The organism is Rhizobium sp. BK176 (assembly GCF_024808055.1).
Window position 1 is genome coordinate 185,188 of record NZ_JANUBV010000006.1, and the last position, 19,837, is coordinate 205,024.

Below are 19,837 nucleotides of genomic sequence, written 5' to 3' on the forward strand. Positions count from 1 at the left end.
AGGTATCCACCCCGTACAGACACTTTTTTGCCGCAATCTTGGCCAGACGCAAAAAAGATAAAACTTCAGAGCCGATGGAACCCGAGTGCCATTCCAGCGTTAAGAGCGCTGAGGAGGATTGCGCCATGAGTTCTCACGTCGATACCAATCAAATCGAAAATGAGGGCTTGCGCCAGGTGTGGAGTGTGCGCGATTTCGCACGCCGACACCGGCTGGACAAGGAGGAGGAAAAACGTCTCCTCGCGCTCTTCGGATCCTTCGCGACGAAGCAGGAATTGCTGGCCAACGCTCAGCGGCCCTGCTCTTTCCGATAACTCAATCCGCAGTTCCTATTGGGTACGCAGCACTTCATTCCAGTGCGCGATCAGTCGCGCACGCTTGACCTGATCCAGATACACCATCAGCCCAGGGCTGACGGGCACAGGACGGAGTTGCGCACCAAGAAGTTCCTGCATGGTATTGGCCGTATTCTCGCCGGCGACTTCCGGGCTGACGGCCGGAATCTGCAGCTCGCGCGCCATGATCGTCTGGCCCTCTTTCGACATGAAGAAGGAGAGGTAGCGCCGTCCGAGTTCCGGCTCGCCCGCCGCCTGCGGCACGAGGCCGATGCGCGACATCACGACGGTATAGTCCTTCGGCAGCACGATCCCGACATCCGGGTGACGCTTGGCCCAATCGGCGGCGTAGGAACCAAGAATATTGTAGCCGAGAACGAAGCGGCCATCCGACACGCGCTCCAGAATGGCCGAACTCGTCGAATACAGCTTGACGCCCGCGGCTCCCATGGCGCCGATGACCGACCAGATATCTCCGAACTGCTCCTGGTCGCGGGCCATGAACAGAAAGCCGACACCGGAACGCTCGATGTCATAGGTGCCGATCCGCCCATGGATCGCATCGCCCTTCCGCTTGAGGTAATCAACGAACTCGGCGCGCGAACTCGGCGGCGGCTCGTTCACGAAGCTTGGCTTGTGATAGACGAACACGGCCGGCTCGAAGGTCAGCGCATAGGCGGTATTGCGCCAGTTTGCCCATTTCGGCCAGCGCGCGCTCATCGGCAGGTTGCTCACCTGCGCATAGCCGTCGTTGGAGAGCTTCACCTGCAGGTCCATCGCCGAGGAGAAGGCGAAATCGGCGGTGCGTTTGCCGGCATCCGTCTCGCGCACGATGCGGTCGTAGATTTCGCCGGTCAGCATGTCCTCATACTTGACCGCGACATCCGGATTGGCCTCTTGAAATCCGCGGATCATCGGCTGCGCAAGCGGCTCGTCAAGCGAGGAATAGACGACCAGTGTCGGAGCCGCAGCATTGCCTGACGGCGCGGGATAGAACACCTCATCGGCCAGGGCCAAACCCGGACAAAGCAACAGGCACGCAAGTAAGAACAGTCTCCTCATCCCCCTAAGATGCATGACCGCGAAGGGCGACACAAGGCACCCGCCAATTGCGTAGCCGATCGCTCCTCGTCCGGCGGCGCAAAACACGCTAGAGTTCTGTGGGTTCGACCGGAGAGCACCTTGGAACGACGTTTGACCGCCATTCTTGCCGCCGATGTGGTTGGCTACAGCAGGCTGATGGGCATCGACGAGACCGGGACGCTTGCCGCGGTCAACCGTCACCGAAAGGAACTGATCGAACCTGCTCTCGCCGGGCATGGAGGACGGCTGGTCAAATTGATCGGCGACGGTCTGCTGGCGGAATTCTCCAGCGTCGTCAACGCCGTGGCATGCGCCGTCGACATTCAGCGCGGAATGCAGCAGCGCAATATCGGGGTGGAGCAGGAGCAGCGGATCCAGCTTCGGATCGGCATCAATCTCGGCGACGTCATCGTCGAGGATGGCGACATTTTCGGCGACGGTGTCAATATAGCCGCACGGCTCGAAGGCATAGCCGCGCCGGGCGGAATCGCCGTGTCCGCCTCGGTGAACGACCAGATCGGCTCGAAGCTCGACCTGCGCTTCGAGGACATGGGCCATCAGACGCTGAAGAACATCCGCCAGTCGGTGCGCGTCTATACCGTACTGTTAGACCGGCCAGCGGAGCGACCGGCGCCGGCGACCAGCATCGGCCGATCGAACGAACAATCGATCCTTGTCTTGCCGTTCACCAACATGAGCGACGATCCCGACCAGGAGTATTTCTCGGACGGCCTGACCGAAGACATCATCACCGACCTCTCGAAAATCTCCGACCTCGCCGTCACGCCACGCAACACGACCTTCACCTACAAGGGCCAGCAGGTGAAGCTCGGGCAGATCGCACGGGAATTGTCGGTGCGCTATGTGCTGCAGGGCAGTGTCCGCAAGGCGGGTGCACGCGTCAGGATCAGCGCCCAGATGATTGATGCCGGAAACGAGAACCATCTATGGGCCGATCGCTATGATCGGGACCTCACCGACATTTTTGCGATCCAGGATGAGATCGCTCACGCAATCGTCCACCAGCTGAAAATCAAGCTCCGCCCTGAGGAAAGGCTGGCGATCGAAAGCGATCCGACGACGAGCGCCGAGGCCTATACCTACTATCTGCGAGGTCGCAAATTCGCGCGGACGATGACCATGCCATATCTCAACCTGGCAAGACGCATGTTCGCGAAAGCCGTGGAACTGGACCCTTCTTACGCGCGTGCCTATGCCGGCATTGCCGATTGCGATTCCGCCCTGCACATCTGGTATGCCGCGCAGCTACCGATCAACGACATCCTGGCGATGAGCGCCAAGGCGCTGGCCCTAGATCCCAACCTCGCAGAGGCGCATGCCGCCCGCGCGATGGCGCTCCATCATGACGGGAAGGACGCCGAAGCGCTCGTCTACTTCGAAAGCGCCCTCGCCCTCGATCCCGACCTCTTCGAAGCAAACTTCTACTTCGCCCACAGCCACTTCCGGCGGGGCGCCTTCGAGCAAGCCACCTTCTACTTCGTGCGTGCGGCCGCACTTTACGAAAACGACTACGTTTCCCCCATTCTGCTAACGGCATCCTACCGCTCTCTCGGCCAGCCGGACGCGGAGCGCCAATGGGCGCAAGAAACCATCCGGCGCTGCAACCGAGCGGCGGAGCAGAGCCCGGATAGCTCATCACCGGTGCACCGCGCTGGTCTCGCCTACGCCCATCTCGGCGATCGCCAGCAGGCCCTGTCATGGACGGAACGCGCGCTCGCACTCGATCCGAGCGACGCGATCACGCGCTACAATGCCGCCTGCGTCTACGCCATCCTCGGAGACACCGAACGCGCCATCAATCTCCTGGAGCAGCTGCGCCCGAACAGCTCCTTCTACCAGCTCGAATGGTTCGCCAACGACTCCGACCTCGACAACATCAGGTCCGACCCGCGGTTTCAGAAGCTGCTCGCGGACATCGCGGCACAGCGGTAGATCCTGCGCTCAGCCCGTCGTGACATCGGCCGCGCCACCCTGTATCCTTTTCAAAAATAAAGGGAACATCCGTGCGCATTCTACTGGTGGAGGACAATATCGCGCTGGCTGACGGGCTTTCGGCGATCTTGCGCGGCACCGGCCATGCCGTCGATGTCGTACATGACGGCGCTTCCGCCAATGCCGTGACGGCAGCCGAGAATTTCGATCTCGTCGTGCTCGACCTGAACCTGCCGGAAATGGATGGCCTCGAGGTGCTGCGCGCCATGCGGGCCCGGCAGAACCAGTCGGCGGTGCTGATCCTGACGGCGCGCGGCACGCCGGAGGAGCGCGTCAAGGGCCTCGATCTCGGCGCCGACGATTATCTCATCAAGCCCTTCGATATCGCCGAATTCGAGGCGCGCGTCCGCGTCCTCCTGCGCCGCCAGGCCGGGCTGCATTCGGCAACCGTCAGTTTCGGTGGCCTGTCGCTCGATCTTAACTCGCGCGCCTTTTCTGCCGGCTCGACGCCGCTAGATATCCCCGCCCGCGAACTCGGCCTGCTCGAAATCCTCTTCATGCGCGCCGGCAAGGTCGTCGCCAAGGAAGCGATCATCCAGTCGCTGACTGCCTTCGACGACGACATTTCGGCCAATGCCATCGAGCAGTACGTCAGTCGTCTCAGAAAACGCCTGTTGCCACACGGCCTGACGGTGAAGACCGCGCGCGGTATCGGCTACTATCTCGACAAGCTGCCCGAGGCCTCATGACGACGGCCTATTCGCTCCGACGAAGGCTGCTGTTCTGGCTGCTGATCTCGACCGCCATCATCGGCATGGTCGCGCTCGCGGACACTTATCGCGAGGCCGTGCAGACCTCCAACATCGTCTCGGACCGCGTGCTGGCAGGCTCGGCGCTCGCCATCGCCGAACGCGTCGTCGTTGCCGAAGACGGCACGCTCGAGGTCGATATCCCCTATGTAGCGCTGGAGATGCTGACCTCGGCGGCGCAGGACCGGGTCTTCTACCGCGTCGACGGGCCTCCCGGAAAATTCATCACCGGCTACCAAGCGCTACCCGTGCTTTCCGAGACCGTGGGCGACACCGCCGCGTTTGCCGATGACACCTTCCGCGGCGAGCCAATCCGGGTGGCGACACTGAAGCGGTCGGCCTCGACAGGCATCCGCTCCGTGCCCTTCGCCGTGACCGTCGCGGAGACGACGATTGCCCGCCGCCAGCTCGCCCGCGCCATCCTGTTCCGCTCGGCACTGCGCCTCTCCCTGATGATCGCAGGCGCCGCCGTCATCGTCTGGATTTCGGTCACCGTTGCGCTCCGCCCGCTCTACAAGCTGCGTGACGCGATCGGCGAGCGCAGCCCCGATGACCTGCATCCGATCGAACAGTCCGTCCCGAGCGAGGTGCAGCCGCTCGTCGATACGGTCAACGGCTTCATGGTGCGCCTGCAATCGGCGCTCGACGCGCTCCGCAATTTCACCGGCAATGCCAGCCACCAGCTGCGCACGCCGCTTGCGATCATCCGCACCCAGCTTGCCCTCTCGGCCCGATCAGGCACCTTGGCCGAAGCCCAGGGCTCGGCCTTGAAGGGCGACCAGGCCGTCGCTCGCGCCGAACGAATCCTCGCACAGCTGCTGCTGATGGCGAAGATCGATGCGGCCGTGGCAAAGGAAGCGCTGACCGCCTCTTCGATCGACCTGACGGCAATTGCCCAGGAGATAACCGGCGAATTGATCCCCACGGCCGCCGAGGCCGGCATCGATCTCGGCTTCGAAGGCGACCGCCCTGCCCTTATCCGCGCCGAGCCGCTGCTGATCGGCGAACTGCTGCGCAACCTTGCCGGAAACGCCATCGCCTATGCCGGCACGGGCGCCGAGGTGACCGTCCGGATATCCGAGACCGACGACGCCGTGCGCCTCGAAGTCGAGGACAACGGCCCCGGCATTCCCGCAGAGAAGCTCGCCGCCGTCCGGCAGCGTTTCTCGCGGGGCAGCAACTCCGGAGCACCGGGCGCAGGCCTCGGCCTGCCGATCGTCGAGGAGATCGCCGGCCTCTTCAATGCCGCCCTCGCGCTCGAGGCCGGCTGCAACGGCAGAGGCCTCAAGGCCTCCGTAACCTTTGCAAAGGCGACGTAAAGGCTTAGCCGGCTTGGCCTTTCCGCCTTGCATTCTTTCGCTGCATTGCACACACTGCTTTCGGGAACAGCAATGCCGCGCAACGTCGCGGCGCCGGATAAGGCGAAATATGTCGATCAAGGCCAGCATCTATCACCTGACGCATTACAAATACGACAAGCCGGTCCGCCTCGGACCCCAGATCATCCGCCTCAAGCCCGCGTCGCATTCCAAGACGCGGGTGATGAGCCATTCGCTGAAGGTCTCGCCAGCGAACCATTTCGTAAACCTGCAGCAGGATCCCTACGGCAATTATCTGGCCCGTTACGTCTTCCCCGACCCGGTCACCGAGTTCAAGATCGAAGTCGATCTCGTCGCCGACATGACGGTCTACAATCCCTTCGATTTCTTCGTCGAGGAGAGCGCCGAAATGTGGCCCTTCTCCTATCCCGAGGAGATCAGGGACGACCTGAAGATCTACATGCAGCCGCAGCCGCTGGAGCCGGCGCTGGCGGCCTACCTCGCCGGCATCGACCGCACGCCGATGCGCACCACCGATTTCATCGTCGGCCTCAATGCCAAGCTCAAGGGCGACATCGAATATGTCATCCGCATGGAGCCCGGCGTGCAGTCGCCGGAGGAGACGCTGAAGCTTGCGCTCGGCTCCTGTCGCGACACCAGCTGGCTGCTGGTCGAGATCCTGCGCAATCTCGGCTTCGCCGCCCGCTTCGTGTCCGGCTATCTCATCCAGCTGACGCCGGATCTGAAGGCGCTCGACGGCCCCTCCGGCACCGAGGTCGATTTCACCGACCTGCATGCCTGGGCGGAAGTCTATATTCCCGGCGCCGGCTGGATCGGCCTCGACCCGACCTCGGGCCTCTTGACCGGCGAAAGCCACATCCCGCTCGCCTCCACGCCCCACTATCGCAACGCCGCCCCGATCTCGGGCGCCCTCTACGGCCACGCCAACACCGAATTCGCCTTCGACATGAAGGTCTCGCGCGTCGCCGAGCATCCGCGCATCACCAAGCCCTTTTCCGACGACAGCTGGGACGAGCTTAACGCGCTGGGCCGCAAGGTCGACGACATCCTCAAGGCCGAAGACGTCCGCCTCACCATGGGCGGCGAGCCGACCTTCGTCTCGATCGACGATTTCGAATCCGAGGAATGGAACACCGCCGCCGTCGGCCCGACCAAGCGCGAGAAGGCCGATATCCTGATCCGCAAGCTGCGCGAGCGCTTCGCCCCTGGCGGCTTCCTGCATTACGGCCAAGGCAAGTGGTATCCCGGCGAAAGCCTGCCGCGCTGGACCTTCTCGCTCTACTGGCGCAAGGACGGCAAGCCGATCTGGCGCAATCCTGATCTCATCGCCGGCGAAGGCAAGGACACCGGCGTCGTCGCCGACGATGCCGGCAACCTTCTGAGCGCCATCGCCCGCGAACTGGCTATCGACACCGACATGGTGCTACCGGCCTACGAAGATCCGGCCGAATGGATCATCAAGGAAGGCAGCCTCCCTGATAATGTCGATCCCTCCAATTCCAAGCTCAAGGACCCGGAGGAGCGCAGCCGCATCGCTCGCGTCTTCGAGCGCGGCCTGACGACGCCGACAGGCTACATCCTCCCCGTCCAGGCCTGGAACGCCAAGGCGTCGGGCCAGCGCTGGATGAGCGAGCGCTGGAAGACCCGCCGCGGCAAGATCTTCCTCGTCCCCGGCGACAGCCCCGTCGGCTACCGCCTGCCGCTCGGCACCCTGCCCTACGTGCCGCCCGCCCGCTTCCCCTATATCCACCCGGCCGATCCCTCGATCCCGCGCAAGCCTTTGCCCGAGGTCTTCGTCCCCGCTGGCCGCGCCATGCCGGAGGCCTCGCGCCACAGCGACGACACATCGGCGCAGAGCCGCGTCGAGCAGACCATCAGTGACATCGGCGGCGCCGTGCGCACCGCGATCTCGGTTGAGCCGCGCGACGGCAGGCTCTGCGTCTTCATGCCCCCGGTCGAGCGCATCGAGGATTATCTCGAACTGATCGCGGCCGCCGAAAACGCCGCCGCCGAGCTCGGCCTGCCCGTCCATATCGAGGGCTATTCGCCGCCGCAGGACGAGCGCATCAACGTCATCCGCGTCGCCCCCGATCCCGGCGTCATCGAGGTCAACATCCACCCGGCGTCGAACTGGCAGGACTGCGTCGACATAACCACCGCCGTCTACGAGGAAGCCCGCCAGACGAGGCTCGGCACCGACAAGTTCATGATCGACGGCCGCCACACCGGCACCGGCGGCGGCAACCATGTGGTAGTCGGCGGCGCCAATCCCGGCGACAGCCCCTTCCTGCGCCGACCGGACCTGTTGAAGAGCCTGGTGCTGCACTGGCAGCGCCATCCCTCGCTCTCCTACATGTTTTCAGGTATGTTCATCGGCCCGACCAGCCAGGCGCCACGCATCGACGAGGCCCGCCACGACAGCCTCTACGAACTGGAAACCGCGCTCGCCCAGATCCCCGCGCCGGGCCGTGGACCGACACCCCTGCCCTGGATCACCGACCGCCTGTTCCGCAATCTCCTGATCGACGTGACCGGCAACACTCACCGCGCCGAGATCTGCATCGACAAGCTGTTTTCGCCCGATGGCCCGACGGGCCGCCTCGGCCTCGTCGAGTTCCGCGGCTTCGAGATGCCGCCGAACGCACGCATGTCGCTGGCCCAGCAGCTTCTGGTCCGCGCCCTCATCGCCCGCTTCTGGCAGAACCCCGCGGATGGCCGCTTCGTGCGCTGGGGCACCACGCTGCACGACCGCTTCATGCTGCCGCACTTCGTCTGGCAAGATTTCCAGGACGTGCTGGCCGACCTCAAGCAGAATGGCTTCGATCTCAGCCCGGAATGGTTCAAGGCGCAGCTCGAATTCCGCTTCCCCTTCTGCGGCGAGGTCGAATACGAGGGCGCAAAGCTGGAGCTGCGCCAGGCGCTGGAACCTTGGAACGTCATGGGCGAGGAAGGCGCGATCGGCGGCACCGTGCGCTATGTCGACAGCTCCGTCGAGCGCCTGCAGGTGCGGCTCGAGACCGGCAACGCCGCCCGCTACACCGTCACCTGCAACGGCCGCACCGTGCCGCTGACGCCGACGGGCACCTCAGGCGTCTCGGTCGCCGGCGTCCGCTTCAAGGCTTGGCAGCCGGCGTCGGGATTGCACCCGCTTCTGCCGGTCAACACGCCGCTCACCTTCGACATTTATGATACATGGTCGAAGCGTTCGATTGGCGGCTGCATCTATCATGTTGCCCATCCGGGCGGGCGTAACTATGACACCTTCCCGGTCAATGGTAACGAAGCTGAAGCAAGGCGTCTGGCGCGATTCGAGCCGTGGGGGCATACGGCGGGCGGCTATATTCCGCCGGTCGAGAACGCCTCGCCGGAATTCCCGCTGACGCTGGATCTGAGGCGGCCAGCGGGCATCTAGACTTTAGGGCGACATGGGCAAGAAACCGACGGCAGAACTGAGGGAAGAGCCAGCGATCCGTACCGGAAACGATGCGGTATCAGACTATGCCCCGCTGCCCGGCGTCGCCGACGAAATGGTCGATACCGACGGCGCCATCCGGCCCGTCTGGCAACGCTTCTTCGCGCATTTGAGCGGAATGCCCGAGAAGGATCTGACCGAGCGCTTCGCCCGCGCCGATCGCTATCTCCGCGATGCCGGCGTGTTCTACCGCGCCTACGGCAGCACCGGCAGCGCCGAGCGCTCCTGGCCGCTGTCGCATGTGCCTGTGCTGATCGACGCCCGCGAATGGGAAGCGGTGTCGGCCGGTCTCGTGCAGCGCGCCGATCTGCTCGAGGCGATCGTTGCCGACATCTATGGTGAGAACCGTCTGGTCGCGGATGGCGTCCTGCCGCCGGCGCTGATCGCCGCCAATCCCGAATACCAGCGTCCGCTCGTTGGCGTCACGCCGGCCGGCGGACACTACCTGCATTTCTGCGCTTTCGAGATCGGCCGCGGTCCTGACGGCAACTGGTGGGTGCTCGCCGATCGCACCCAGGCGCCATCGGGTGCCGGCTTTGCGCTCGAGAACCGCGTTGCAACGACCCGTGCCTTCTCCGACATCTATGCCGAGACGCCGGTCCATCGGCTGGCCTCCTTCTTCGGCGCCTTCCGCGATTCCCTACAGAGCATGAAGCACAGCGGCGATGACCGGATCGCCGTGCTGACCCCCGGCCCCGCCAACGAAACCTATTACGAACACGCCTATATCGCCCGTTATCTCGGCTTCATGCTGCTCGAAGGCGAGGATCTGACCGTTGTCAACGGCAAGGTGATGGTGCGCACCGTCTCCGGCCTGAAGCCGATTACCGTGCTGTGGCGCCGCCTGGATTCGGCCTATGCCGATCCGCTCGAACTGAACCAGAACTCGCATATCGGCACGCCCGGCCTCGTCGAGGCGCTTCGTGCCGAAAGCGTGACGATCGTCAACGCGCTCGGCAGCGGCATCATCGAGACGCGCGCGCTGCTTGCCTTCATGCCGACGATCTGTCGCCAGCTTTTCGGCGAGGAACTGAAGCTTCCGTCGATCGCGACCTGGTGGTGCGGCCAGAAGGGCGAGCGTGAGCATGTGGCCGAGAACATCGAGAAGATGGTCATAGGCCCGGCCTATTCGCGCGCGCCCTTCTTCGACGACAGCGGCGAATCCGTGCTTGGCTCGAGCCTGCGCGCCGCCGCCAAGGATTCGATCGGCGACTGGCTGAACTCCGACGGCGCAAAGCTCGTCGGCCAGGAGGTCGTGACGCTGTCGACGACGCCGGCCTGGATCGGCGGCAAGCTGACGCCGCGGCCGATGTCGCTGCGCGTCTTTGCCGCCCGCACCGCCAATGGCTGGCAGATCATGCCCGGCGGTTTTGCCCGCATTGGCGGCAGCGACGATGTATCAGCGATCGCCATGCAATCGGGTGGCGCGGCCGCCGACGTCTGGATCGTCAGCGACAAGCCGGTCGAGCGCCATACGCTGCTGCCGGCCGAAGGCAGCTTCACCCGCAACATGCCGGGCAGCCTGCCAAGCCGCGCCGCCGACAACCTCTTCTGGCTCGGCCGCTATATCGAACGCGCCGAAGGGGCGCTGCGCATCCTGCGCGCCTGGCACGCCCGCTTCGCCGAGGCTGCCGATCCGAACCAGCCACTCCTAGCCGACGTGTCAGCCTATCTGGCGGCCGTCGACATCGACACGGCAGATGCCGTCCCGGAAAATCTCCTGCGCAACATCGACAGCGCCGTCTATTCCGCCAGCAACATCCGCGACCGCTTCTCACCGGACGGCTGGCTGGCGCTGACCGATCTGGCCAAGACCGCGCGGCGCTTCCACGAGACCATCCTGCCCGGCGACGACGCCAGCCATGCCATGACCGTGCTCTTGCGTAAGCTCGCCGGTTTCGCGGGCCTTGTGCACGAAAACATGTATCGCTTCACCGGCTGGCGCTTTCTCTCGCTTGGTCGCCATATCGAACGTGGCCTGCACATGACGCGCCTGCTCGGCCACATGTCGGGCCCGGACGCCCCCGACGGCGCGCTCGACATGCTGCTCGAGATCGGTGACAGCGTCATGACCCATCGCCGCCGATACAACGTTAACACCGCGCGCCTGACGGTCACCGATCTCTTGGCGCTCGATCCGCTCAATCCGCGCTCAATCCTCTTCCAGATGAACGAGATCCACCGCGAGGTGGAGCAACTGCCGAACGCCTTCGTCAACGGCCAGATGTCACCCTTCTATCGCGAGGCAATGCGGCTGCACTCCGGCCTTGCCGTGATGACGCCGGAGACGATGAGCGTCGATGTCTATCGTCGCTTGGAGCGCGAGCTGGAACAGCTGTCCGACCTTCTTGCCCACACATATCTCGGGTGACCCTGGTGCTCTACGATCTCTCGCTGCACATGGGTTACATCTACGATACGCCGGCTTCTGGCGCGCGCCACATCATGCGGCTGATGCCGCTGTCGCTGCCAAACCGCCAGCGGCTGATCGCCGGCTCGATAAAGGTCTCGCCGACACCCGACGAGCAAGCGCATTTCACCGATTTTTTCGAGCATCCGGCAACCTCCTTCCTAGTGAGGGCACCACACGAAAAGCTCGACATTCGCATGCACGCCCGTGTGCAGGTGGAGAGCCACTCGATCACGGCTGATTTTTCTCCCCTGCTTGCGGAGCTTCCGGATGAGATCGCAGGGGTCTGGTCGTTGAAACCCGACGCCCCGCACCACTTCCTCGGCAACAGCCCGCGCCTGTTGGAAACCCGCGCCATCTCGGACTATGCGAAGGCCCGTGCCGAGTCGTCATTGACCGTGCTGCAGATCGCCACCGCGCTCTGCACGCAGATCTATCGCGACTTCACCTACGATGCCGAGGCGACGACGGTAGACAGCACTCCGCTCGAAGCCTTCCAGTTGAAAAGCGGCGTCTGCCAGGACTTCGTGCATGTCATGATCCTTGCGCTGCGCAGCCTCGGCATTCCGGCAGGCTATGTCTCCGGCTTCCTGCGCACCATCCCCCCGCCCGGCAAGGAACGGCTGGAGGGCGCCGACGCCATGCATGCCTGGGTCAGGGTCTGGTGCGGCGAAACGATCGGCTGGGTCGAACTCGACCCGACCAACAACATCCCGGCCGGCACCGACCACATCGTCGTTGCCTATGGCCGCGACTATTCAGACGTGGCCCCGGTCATTGGCGTGCTGAAGAGCTACGGTGGGCAGCGCGCTGTGCAGGCGGTGGATGTCGTTCCGCTGAGTTGACACACGCCATAAGCGCACACATTAACTCGAAAGATCGCTCAGAAAGCGCATTTCACCCAAGCGGCGCGCAAGAAAGCGACATTCCGTTAAAATCTTAACGACTTGATAAAGGTGAACTCAAGAATTGCCAGGCATGAATGAGGCATTATTGGGGCACTAACTCAGGTGAACATGATGAGCACCTTTCAAGGACTGAAGTCGAGCCTGTCTCGGCTACAGAAAGATCGCAGTGGCAACTTCGGAATGGTGACCGCCATCGTCGTCCCGGTTCTGATCGGGACCGCCGGCGTCGCAATCGACTTTTCCAACATGGTCCTGCAGCAGCGCCAGCTTCAGGAGGCTTCCGATGCGGCCGCGCTTGCAGCGGCCACGGCGCTTGCAAAAGGTACGGTCGCTGATGGCACCGCGGCCGAAGCTTTGGCGAAAGATTTCGTCGTCGGTCAGATGGCGAACTATATGAGTAGTACCGATGCGGCCTCCCTGAAAAACTCAACAACGGCTTCTGTCACGACGACCACCACGGCCACCAGCAAGAGCTATAAGGTCAAGGTCGACGCTGCTTATGCGATGAGTTTGACTCCGTTGATGAATGTGCTCGGCAAGAAAACGGTCAACATCGCGACCTCCAGCTCAACGAGCAGCGGCACGAGCGAAGTAAAGAGCGCTTTGTCTATGACCCTTGCTCTCGACGAGTCAGGTTCGATGCTGGCTGACACGACGACCAAGCTGAACAACAACAAGTGCGACCACTACAACACCAGCGGCACCAAGATCGGCAGTTCCAGTCCGTGCTACGTCAAGAAGATTGATGCCTTGAAGACGGCTGCGAATTTGCTTCTGGATCAGTTGGATAAAGCCGATCCAACCTCCAAGTATGCGCGCACGAACGCAATTGGCTGGAGCAGCAAAATTCAAGTATCAAGCAAGTTTGCCTGGGGCACCTCTCAAACGAGAAACAGCGTCATTAACGTCTTGTCGGCGGGTGGCGGCACGGAATCGGCTGCACCTATGAAAGCGGCGCTTGACGGGCTGACAACCACCGGCTCCACGTCAGAAACGCAGATTCAACAGCAAGCCGGAAACGAAAAGCTTACAAAATATATTGTATTAATGACTGACGGTGAAAACAACGCTTCGTCGTCCGATACAAAAACCCTGGAATACTGCACCGACGCGAAGCAAAAGGGCATCAAAATCTACTCGGTGGCTTTCATGGCGCCCACCGCCGGAAAGAACCTCCTCCTCAGTTGCGCGAGCGGTGCCGGCTACTACTTCCAGGCGGAAAGCATGACCGACCTGCTGGGAGCGTTTACGGCGATTGGCTCGGAAGCTGCCTCGGACAAGGTGCTGGTCACCCAATAGACGGCAAGCTATCACCCTCAAACGAAAAGCCGCTCCGGAACAAACCGGAGCGGCTTTTCGTTTGCCTGCGAAATCGCGCGTATGAAAATCGGAAAACCGATTGAAATCAAGTTCTTTCCGCTGCCAGGCGGCGCGCTTGGCCAATTTTTTCGTTTGGGTAATTCCTTTGTTGCAACTGCGTAGTAACGATGCATAAACTGCGTCTTTAGTGCGCGGTAAACCGATTGAAATTGGCATAACGTACTGAAACCGAACCGAAATTGGCGAGGACTAACGATGAATACCGTTTCGAAGCCGACGATCCCCTCCCCCGCGCCCCGCAGTTCCAAACCGGAAATTCTCGCCGAAGAAATCATTGAACGCCTGACCTACCGCATCGGCAAGGACGCGAAGGTCGCCAAGCCGCATGACTGGCTGACCGCCACCATTCTCGTCATCCGCGACCGCATCATCGACAAGTGGATGGAATCGACCCGCAAGGTCTATTCGACCGGCGACAAGCGCGTTTACTATCTATCCCTCGAATTCCTGATCGGCCGCTTGATGCGCGATGCGGTCTCGAACCTCGGCCTGATGGAGCAGGTTCGCGATGCACTGACCTCGCTCGGTGTCGATGTTTCCGTCATTGCCGGCCTCGAGCCCGACGCTGCGCTCGGCAACGGCGGCCTTGGCCGTCTCGCCGCCTGTTTCATGGAAAGCATGGCGACCGTCGATGTGCCGGCCTATGGCTACGGCATCCGTTACGTGCACGGCCTCTTCCGCCAGCAGCTTGCCGACGGCTGGCAGGTAGAGTTGCCGGAAAGCTGGTTGGCGCACGGCAACCCCTGGGAATTCGAGCGCCGGGAAAGCGCCTACGAAATCGGCTTCGGCGGGACGGTCGATGTCGTCAACAACCCCGAGGGCGAGCCGCGGTATGTCTGGAAACCGGCCGAGCGCGTCATCGCCGCCGCCTTTGACACCCCCGTCGTTGGCTGGCGCGGCAAGCGGGTCAACACGCTGCGCCTCTGGTCGGCCCAGCCGATCGACCCGATCTTGCTGGATGCCTTCAACGCCGGTGACCACATCGGCGCGCTGCGCGAAAGCAACAAGGCCGAAAGCCTGACGCGCGTTCTCTACCCGGCTGATGCGACACCCGCCGGCCAGGAGCTGCGTCTGCGCCAGGAGTTCTTCTTCTCCTCCGCATCGCTGCAGGACATTTTGCGCCGTCACCTGCAGCAGTACGATGATTTCACCTCGCTGCCGGACAAGGTGGCGATCCACCTGAACGATACGCATCCCGCCGTCTCGGTTGCCGAACTGATGCGCCTGCTGTGCGATGTTCACGGCCTCGACTTCGACCAGGCCTGGGATATCACTCGGGGCACGATTGGATACACCAACCACACGCTCCTACCAGAAGCCTTGGAAAGCTGGCCGATCCCGCTCTTCGAGCGCCTGCTGCCACGCCACATGCAGATCATCTACGCGATCAACGCGAAGGTCCTCGTCGAAGCGCGCAAGACCAAGACATTTTCGGAGACGGAAATCCGCTCGATTTCCCTAATCGAGGAAAGTGGCGAGCGCCGCGTCCGCATGGGCAATCTCGCCTTCGTCGGCGCCCATTCGATCAATGGCGTTTCGGCTCTCCACACCGATCTGATGAAGGTCACGGTGTTTGCCGATCTGCACAAGCTCTATCCCGACCGCATCAACAACAAGACGAACGGCATCACGCCGCGCCGCTGGCTGCAGCAGTGCAATCCCGGCCTGACCTCCCTGATTCGTGAAACGATCGGCGACGACTTCCTCGACGACGCCGAGAAGCTGAAGCCACTGGACAAGTTCGCGAAGGATGCAAGCTTCCAGGAGAAGTTTGCGGCCGTGAAGCGCGCCAACAAGGTGGCCTTGTCGAACCTCGTCGCCAGCCGCATGGGCATCAAGCTCGATCCGTCGGCGATGTTCGATATCCAGATCAAGCGCATCCACGAATACAAGCGCCAGCTCCTGAACATCATCGAGGCCGTCGCGCTTTACGACCAGATCCGCTCGCACCCCGAGCTGGACTGGGTTCCGCGCGTCAAGCTTTTCGCCGGCAAGGCGGCGCCGAGCTACCACAACGCCAAGCTGATCATCAAACTGATCAATGACGTGGCCCGCACGATCAACAATGACCCGGCCGTCCGCGGCCTGCTGAAAGTGGTCTTCGTCCCGAACTACAACGTCTCGCTCGCCGAGGTGATGGTGCCCGCCGCCGACCTTTCCGAGCAGATCTCGACCGCTGGCATGGAAGCCTCCGGTACCGGCAACATGAAGTTTGGCCTCAACGGCGCTCTGACGATCGGCACGCTCGATGGCGCCAACGTCGAAATGCGCGATCATGTCGGCGAGGACAACATCATCATCTTCGGCCTGCGTGCCGACGAGGTCGCCGCCGCCCGTGCCGATGGCCACAATCCCCGCGCCATCATCGAGGCGTCGCGCGAGCTATCGCAGGCGCTCCAAGCCATCAGCTCCGGCGTGTTCTCGCATGACGATCGAAACCGGTACTCCGCGTTGATCGAAGGCATCTATGCCCATGACTGGTTCATGGTGGCCGCCGATTTCGATGCATACGCCCAAGCCCAGCGCGAAGTCGACCAACTCTGGACCGATCCGTCCACGTGGAGTTCGAAGGCGATCTGCAACACGGCCCGTATGGGCTGGTTCTCGTCCGACCGCACGATCCGTCAATACGCCAAGGAAATCTGGAGAGCCGGATGAAAACGCCGAAAGCCACCCCTGAAGTCAGACTTCCCTGGGAGATTTCGGCAGACGAGATAGCGGCAATCCTCGCAGGGTCGCATTCCAATCCATTCGCGGTTCTGGGCGTCCACAAATCAGGCGACGCCTATGTGGCCCGCTGCTTCATTCCGGGTGCCGAAGAGGTGACGGCGATGACGCTCGACGGCAGCGTCATTGGCGAACTGAAGCTACAACATCCTGACGGCTTTTTTGCCGGTGCGGTCTCGGTGACGAAGCAGCGACCGGTGCGCTATCGGGCACGGCGCGGCGATGCCGAATGGGCGGTCACCGATCCATACAGCTTCGGGCCGGTCCTCGGACCGATGGATGACTATTATGCGCGCGAGGGCTCGGACCTGCGCCTCTTCGACAAGATGGGCGCGCACTGGATCAACCACGAAGGCGCACAGGGTATCCATTTCGCCGTCTGGGCGCCGAACGCCCAACGCGTCTCAGTGGTCGGAGATTTCAACGGCTGGGATGGCCGCCGTCACGTCATGCGGTTCCGTTCCGGCGCCGGCATCTGGGAAATCTTTGCGCCCGATGTCCCCACCGGTGTTGCCTACAAGTTCGAAATCCGCGGCCAGGACGGCGTCCTTCTGCCGCTAAAGGCCGATCCGTTCGCACGACGCAGCGAGTTGCGCCCGAAGACCGCCTCGGTCGCGGCCCCTGAACTGCTGCAGGAATGGGACGACGAGGCGCACCTGAAGCACTGGGGGACGACCGACAAGCGCCGTCAGCCGATCTCGATCTACGAGGTGCATGCGGGCTCCTGGCAGCGGCGCGACGACGGTTCGTTCCTCTCCTGGGACGAACTTGCCTCTCGCCTGATTCCCTACTGCGTCGACATGGGGTTCACCCACATCGAGTTCCTGCCAATCACCGAACATCCCTACGATCCATCCTGGGGATACCAGACGACGGGGCTCTATGCGCCGACCGCCCGCTTCGGCGAGCCCGAGGGTTTCGCCCGCTTCGTCAACGGCTGCCACAAGGTCGGTATCGGCATCATCCTCGATTGGGTACCGGCCCACTTCCCGACCGACGAACACGGCCTCGGCTGGTTCGACGGCACGGCGCTCTACGAACACGAGGACCCGCGCAAGGGCTTTCATCCCGACTGGAACACGGCGATCTACAATTTCGGCCGCACCGAGGTCGTCTCCTATCTCGTCAACAATGCGCTCTACTGGGCGGAGAAGTTCCATCTCGACGGGCTGCGCGTCGATGCCGTGGCCTCGATGCTCTACCTCGATTATTCCCGCAAGCATGGTGAATGGATACCGAACGAGTACGGCGGCAATGAAAATCTGGAGGCGGTGCGCTTCCTGCAGAACATGAATACCCGCATCTACGCTGAACATCCTGGTGTCATGACCATCGCCGAGGAATCGACCTCCTGGCCGAAGGTCTCGCAGCCGGTACACGAAGGCGGCCTCGGCTTCGGCTTCAAGTGGAACATGGGCTTCATGCACGACACGCTGAGCTACATGAGCCGCGAGCCGATCCATCGCAAGCATCACCACAACGAGCTGACCTTCGGCCTGCTTTATGCCTACTCCGAAAACTTCGTGCTGCCGCTCTCGCACGACGAGGTGGTGCACGGAAAAGGCTCGCTGATCGCCAAGATGCCCGGCGACGACTGGCAGAAGTTCGCCAATCTGCGGGCCTACTACGCCTTCATGTGGGGCTATCCGGGCAAGAAGCTGCTGTTCATGGGTCAGGAATTCGCGCAGTGGAGCGAATGGAACGAAGCGACGTCACTCGATTGGAACCTGCTGCAATACCGCATGCACGAAGGCATGCGGCGGCTGGTGCGCGACCTGAACTTCACCTACCGCAGCAAGCCGGCACTGCACGCCCGCGATTGCGAGGGTGACGGTTTCGAGTGGCTGATCGCCGATGACCACGAGAATTCGGTCTTCGCCTGGCTGCGCAAGGCACCGGGGGAGAAGCCGGTTGCCGTCATCTGCAACCTGACGCCGGTTTATCGCGAAAACTATACGGTGCGCCTGCCGATCGAGGGGCGGTGGCGCGAAATCCTGAATACCGATGCCGACATTTACGGCGGCAGCGGCAAGGGCAATGGCGGTCGCGTTCAGGCCGTCAACGCCGGCGGCAGCATTGCCGCGTCGATCACCTTGCCGCCCTTGGCGACGATCATGCTTGAACCTGAGAACTGACGACTGGTGGGAGGATAAAAATGGTAGAAAAACGCGTTCAGCCACTTGCCCGCGACGCAATGGCCTATGTTCTCGCTGGCGGCAGGGGGAGCCGCCTGAAGGAACTCACCGATCGCCGCGCCAAGCCGGCGGTCTATTTCGGCGGCAAGACCCGCATTATCGACTTCGCGCTGTCGAACGCCTTGAACTCGGGTATCCGACGAATCGGCGTCGCCACCCAGTACAAGGCGCACTCACTGATCCGACACATGCAGCGCGGCTGGAACTTCTTCCGCCCCGAGAGAAACGAAAGCTTCGACATTCTGCCGGCCTCCCAGCGCGTCTCCGAGACGCAATGGTATGAAGGTACAGCCGATGCCGTCTACCAGAACATCGACATCATCGAGGACTACGGCGTCGAATACATGGTCATTCTCGCCGGCGACCATGTCTACAAGATGGACTATGAATACATGCTGCAACAGCATGTGGATTCCGGTGCCGATGTGACTATCGGCTGCTTGGAGGTGCCGCGCATGGAAGCCGTCGGCTTCGGCGTCATGCATGTCGACACGACCGACCGGATCATCGACTTCGTCGAAAAGCCCGCGGATCCGCCCGGCATCCCCGGCAATCCGGATTTTGCCCTTGCCTCGATGGGCATCTACGTCTTTCACACCAAGTTCCTGATCGATGCACTGCGCCGCGACGCAGCCGACCCGAACTCCAGCAAGGACTTCGGCAAGGACATCATCCCCCACATCGTCAAGAACGGTAAGGCCGTCGCCCATCGCTTCGCGCAGTCCTGCGTGCGCTCCGATTTTGAGCACGAGCCCTACTGGCGCGACGTCGGCACGATCGACGCCTACTGGCAGGCCAACATCGACCTGACCGCAGTGGTTCCGGAACTGGATATTTACGACAAGTCTTGGCCGATCTGGACCTACGCCGAGATCTCACCGCCGGCCAAGTTTGTCCACGACGACGAAAGCCGCCGTGGCTCGGCGACGTCATCGGTCGTCGCCGGCGACTGCATTATCTCCGGCGCGACCCTTCACAGAAGTCTGCTTTTCACCGGTGTGCGCGCCAACTCCTATTCCAAGCTGGACGGCGCGGTCGTGCTGCCGAGCGTCAAAATCGGACGGCACGCGCAACTCAGCAACGTCGTGATCGATCACGGCGTCATCATACCGGAAGGTCTGATCGTCGGTGAGGATCCGGTCCTCGACGCCAAGCGCTTCCGCCGCAGCGAGGGTGGCATTTGCCTCATTACGCAGCCGATGATCGACAAGCTGGGTATGTGAGA

Annotated in this window: 12 protein-coding genes; 11 read left to right on the forward strand and 1 reads right to left on the reverse strand. The window is 62.5% G+C overall.

Going from position 1 to position 19,837, the window contains the following annotated elements; genetic code table 11:
* The first annotated feature begins 125 nt into the window (after positions 1-125).
* Positions 126-314 (forward strand): hypothetical protein, encoded by a 189-nt coding sequence (locus tag FHT76_RS19995; RefSeq protein ID WP_246712607.1) that lies wholly within the window; start codon positions 126-128, stop codon positions 312-314.
* Between the two features lie 15 nt (positions 315-329).
* On the opposite strand, the gene FHT76_RS20000 is transcribed toward FHT76_RS19995, so the two are convergent.
* Positions 330-1,397, reverse strand: a complete 1,068-nt coding sequence (locus FHT76_RS20000) for an ABC transporter substrate-binding protein (protein WP_183862286.1) — start codon at positions 1,395-1,397, stop codon at positions 330-332.
* Positions 1,398-1,517: 120 nt separating this feature from the next.
* On the opposite strand from FHT76_RS20000, the gene FHT76_RS20005 reads away from it, so the two are divergent.
* The 10 genes from FHT76_RS20005 (at position 1,518) to glgC (ending at position 19,835) form a co-directional block, all read left to right on the forward strand.
* Positions 1,518-3,371 carry a TPR end-of-group domain-containing protein gene (locus FHT76_RS20005; RefSeq protein ID WP_183862288.1) on the forward strand — a complete coding sequence of 618 codons (1,854 nt, stop codon included), beginning with the start codon at positions 1,518-1,520 and terminating at the stop codon, positions 3,369-3,371.
* 71 nt (positions 3,372-3,442) lie between these two features.
* The gene (locus FHT76_RS20010; protein ID WP_183862290.1) at positions 3,443-4,120 is read left to right on the forward strand and encodes a response regulator transcription factor; all 678 of its coding nucleotides are present in this window, start codon (positions 3,443-3,445) and stop codon (positions 4,118-4,120) included.
* A complete protein-coding gene (locus FHT76_RS20015; protein WP_183862293.1) occupies positions 4,117-5,499 on the forward strand; it encodes a sensor histidine kinase in 1,383 nt (460 codons plus the stop codon). The genes FHT76_RS20010 and FHT76_RS20015 overlap by 4 nt, the downstream gene beginning before the upstream one ends.
* 109 nt (positions 5,500-5,608) lie before the next feature.
* Complete coding sequence (locus FHT76_RS20020; protein ID WP_183862295.1) at positions 5,609-8,932, forward strand: DUF2126 domain-containing protein; 3,324 nt, start codon at positions 5,609-5,611, stop codon at positions 8,930-8,932.
* A 13-nt stretch (positions 8,933-8,945) separates the two neighbouring features.
* Entirely contained in the window at positions 8,946-11,363 is a 2,418-nt protein-coding gene (locus FHT76_RS20025) for a circularly permuted type 2 ATP-grasp protein (RefSeq protein ID WP_183862297.1), read from the forward strand.
* A complete protein-coding gene (locus FHT76_RS20030) occupies positions 11,360-12,247 on the forward strand; it encodes a transglutaminase family protein (RefSeq protein WP_183862298.1) in 888 nt (295 codons plus the stop codon). Before FHT76_RS20025 ends, FHT76_RS20030 begins: the two co-directional genes overlap by 4 nt.
* Positions 12,248-12,418: 171 nt before the next feature.
* A complete protein-coding gene (locus FHT76_RS20035; protein WP_183862300.1) occupies positions 12,419-13,609 on the forward strand; it encodes a TadE/TadG family type IV pilus assembly protein in 1,191 nt (396 codons plus the stop codon).
* 276 nt (positions 13,610-13,885) lie between these two features.
* Positions 13,886-16,348, forward strand: coding sequence for a glycogen/starch/alpha-glucan phosphorylase (locus FHT76_RS20040; protein WP_183862302.1), 2,463 nt, complete (start codon positions 13,886-13,888; stop codon positions 16,346-16,348).
* Positions 16,345-18,552 (forward strand): 1,4-alpha-glucan branching protein GlgB, encoded by a 2,208-nt coding sequence (gene glgB, locus FHT76_RS20045; protein ID WP_183862304.1) that lies wholly within the window; start codon positions 16,345-16,347, stop codon positions 18,550-18,552. Before FHT76_RS20040 ends, glgB begins: the two co-directional genes overlap by 4 nt.
* A gap of 20 nt (positions 18,553-18,572) precedes the next feature.
* Positions 18,573-19,835: a glucose-1-phosphate adenylyltransferase gene (glgC, locus tag FHT76_RS20050; RefSeq protein ID WP_016557061.1), complete on the forward strand. Its 1,263-nt coding sequence runs from the start codon at positions 18,573-18,575 to the stop codon at positions 19,833-19,835.
* Positions 19,836-19,837 lie beyond the last annotated feature (2 nt).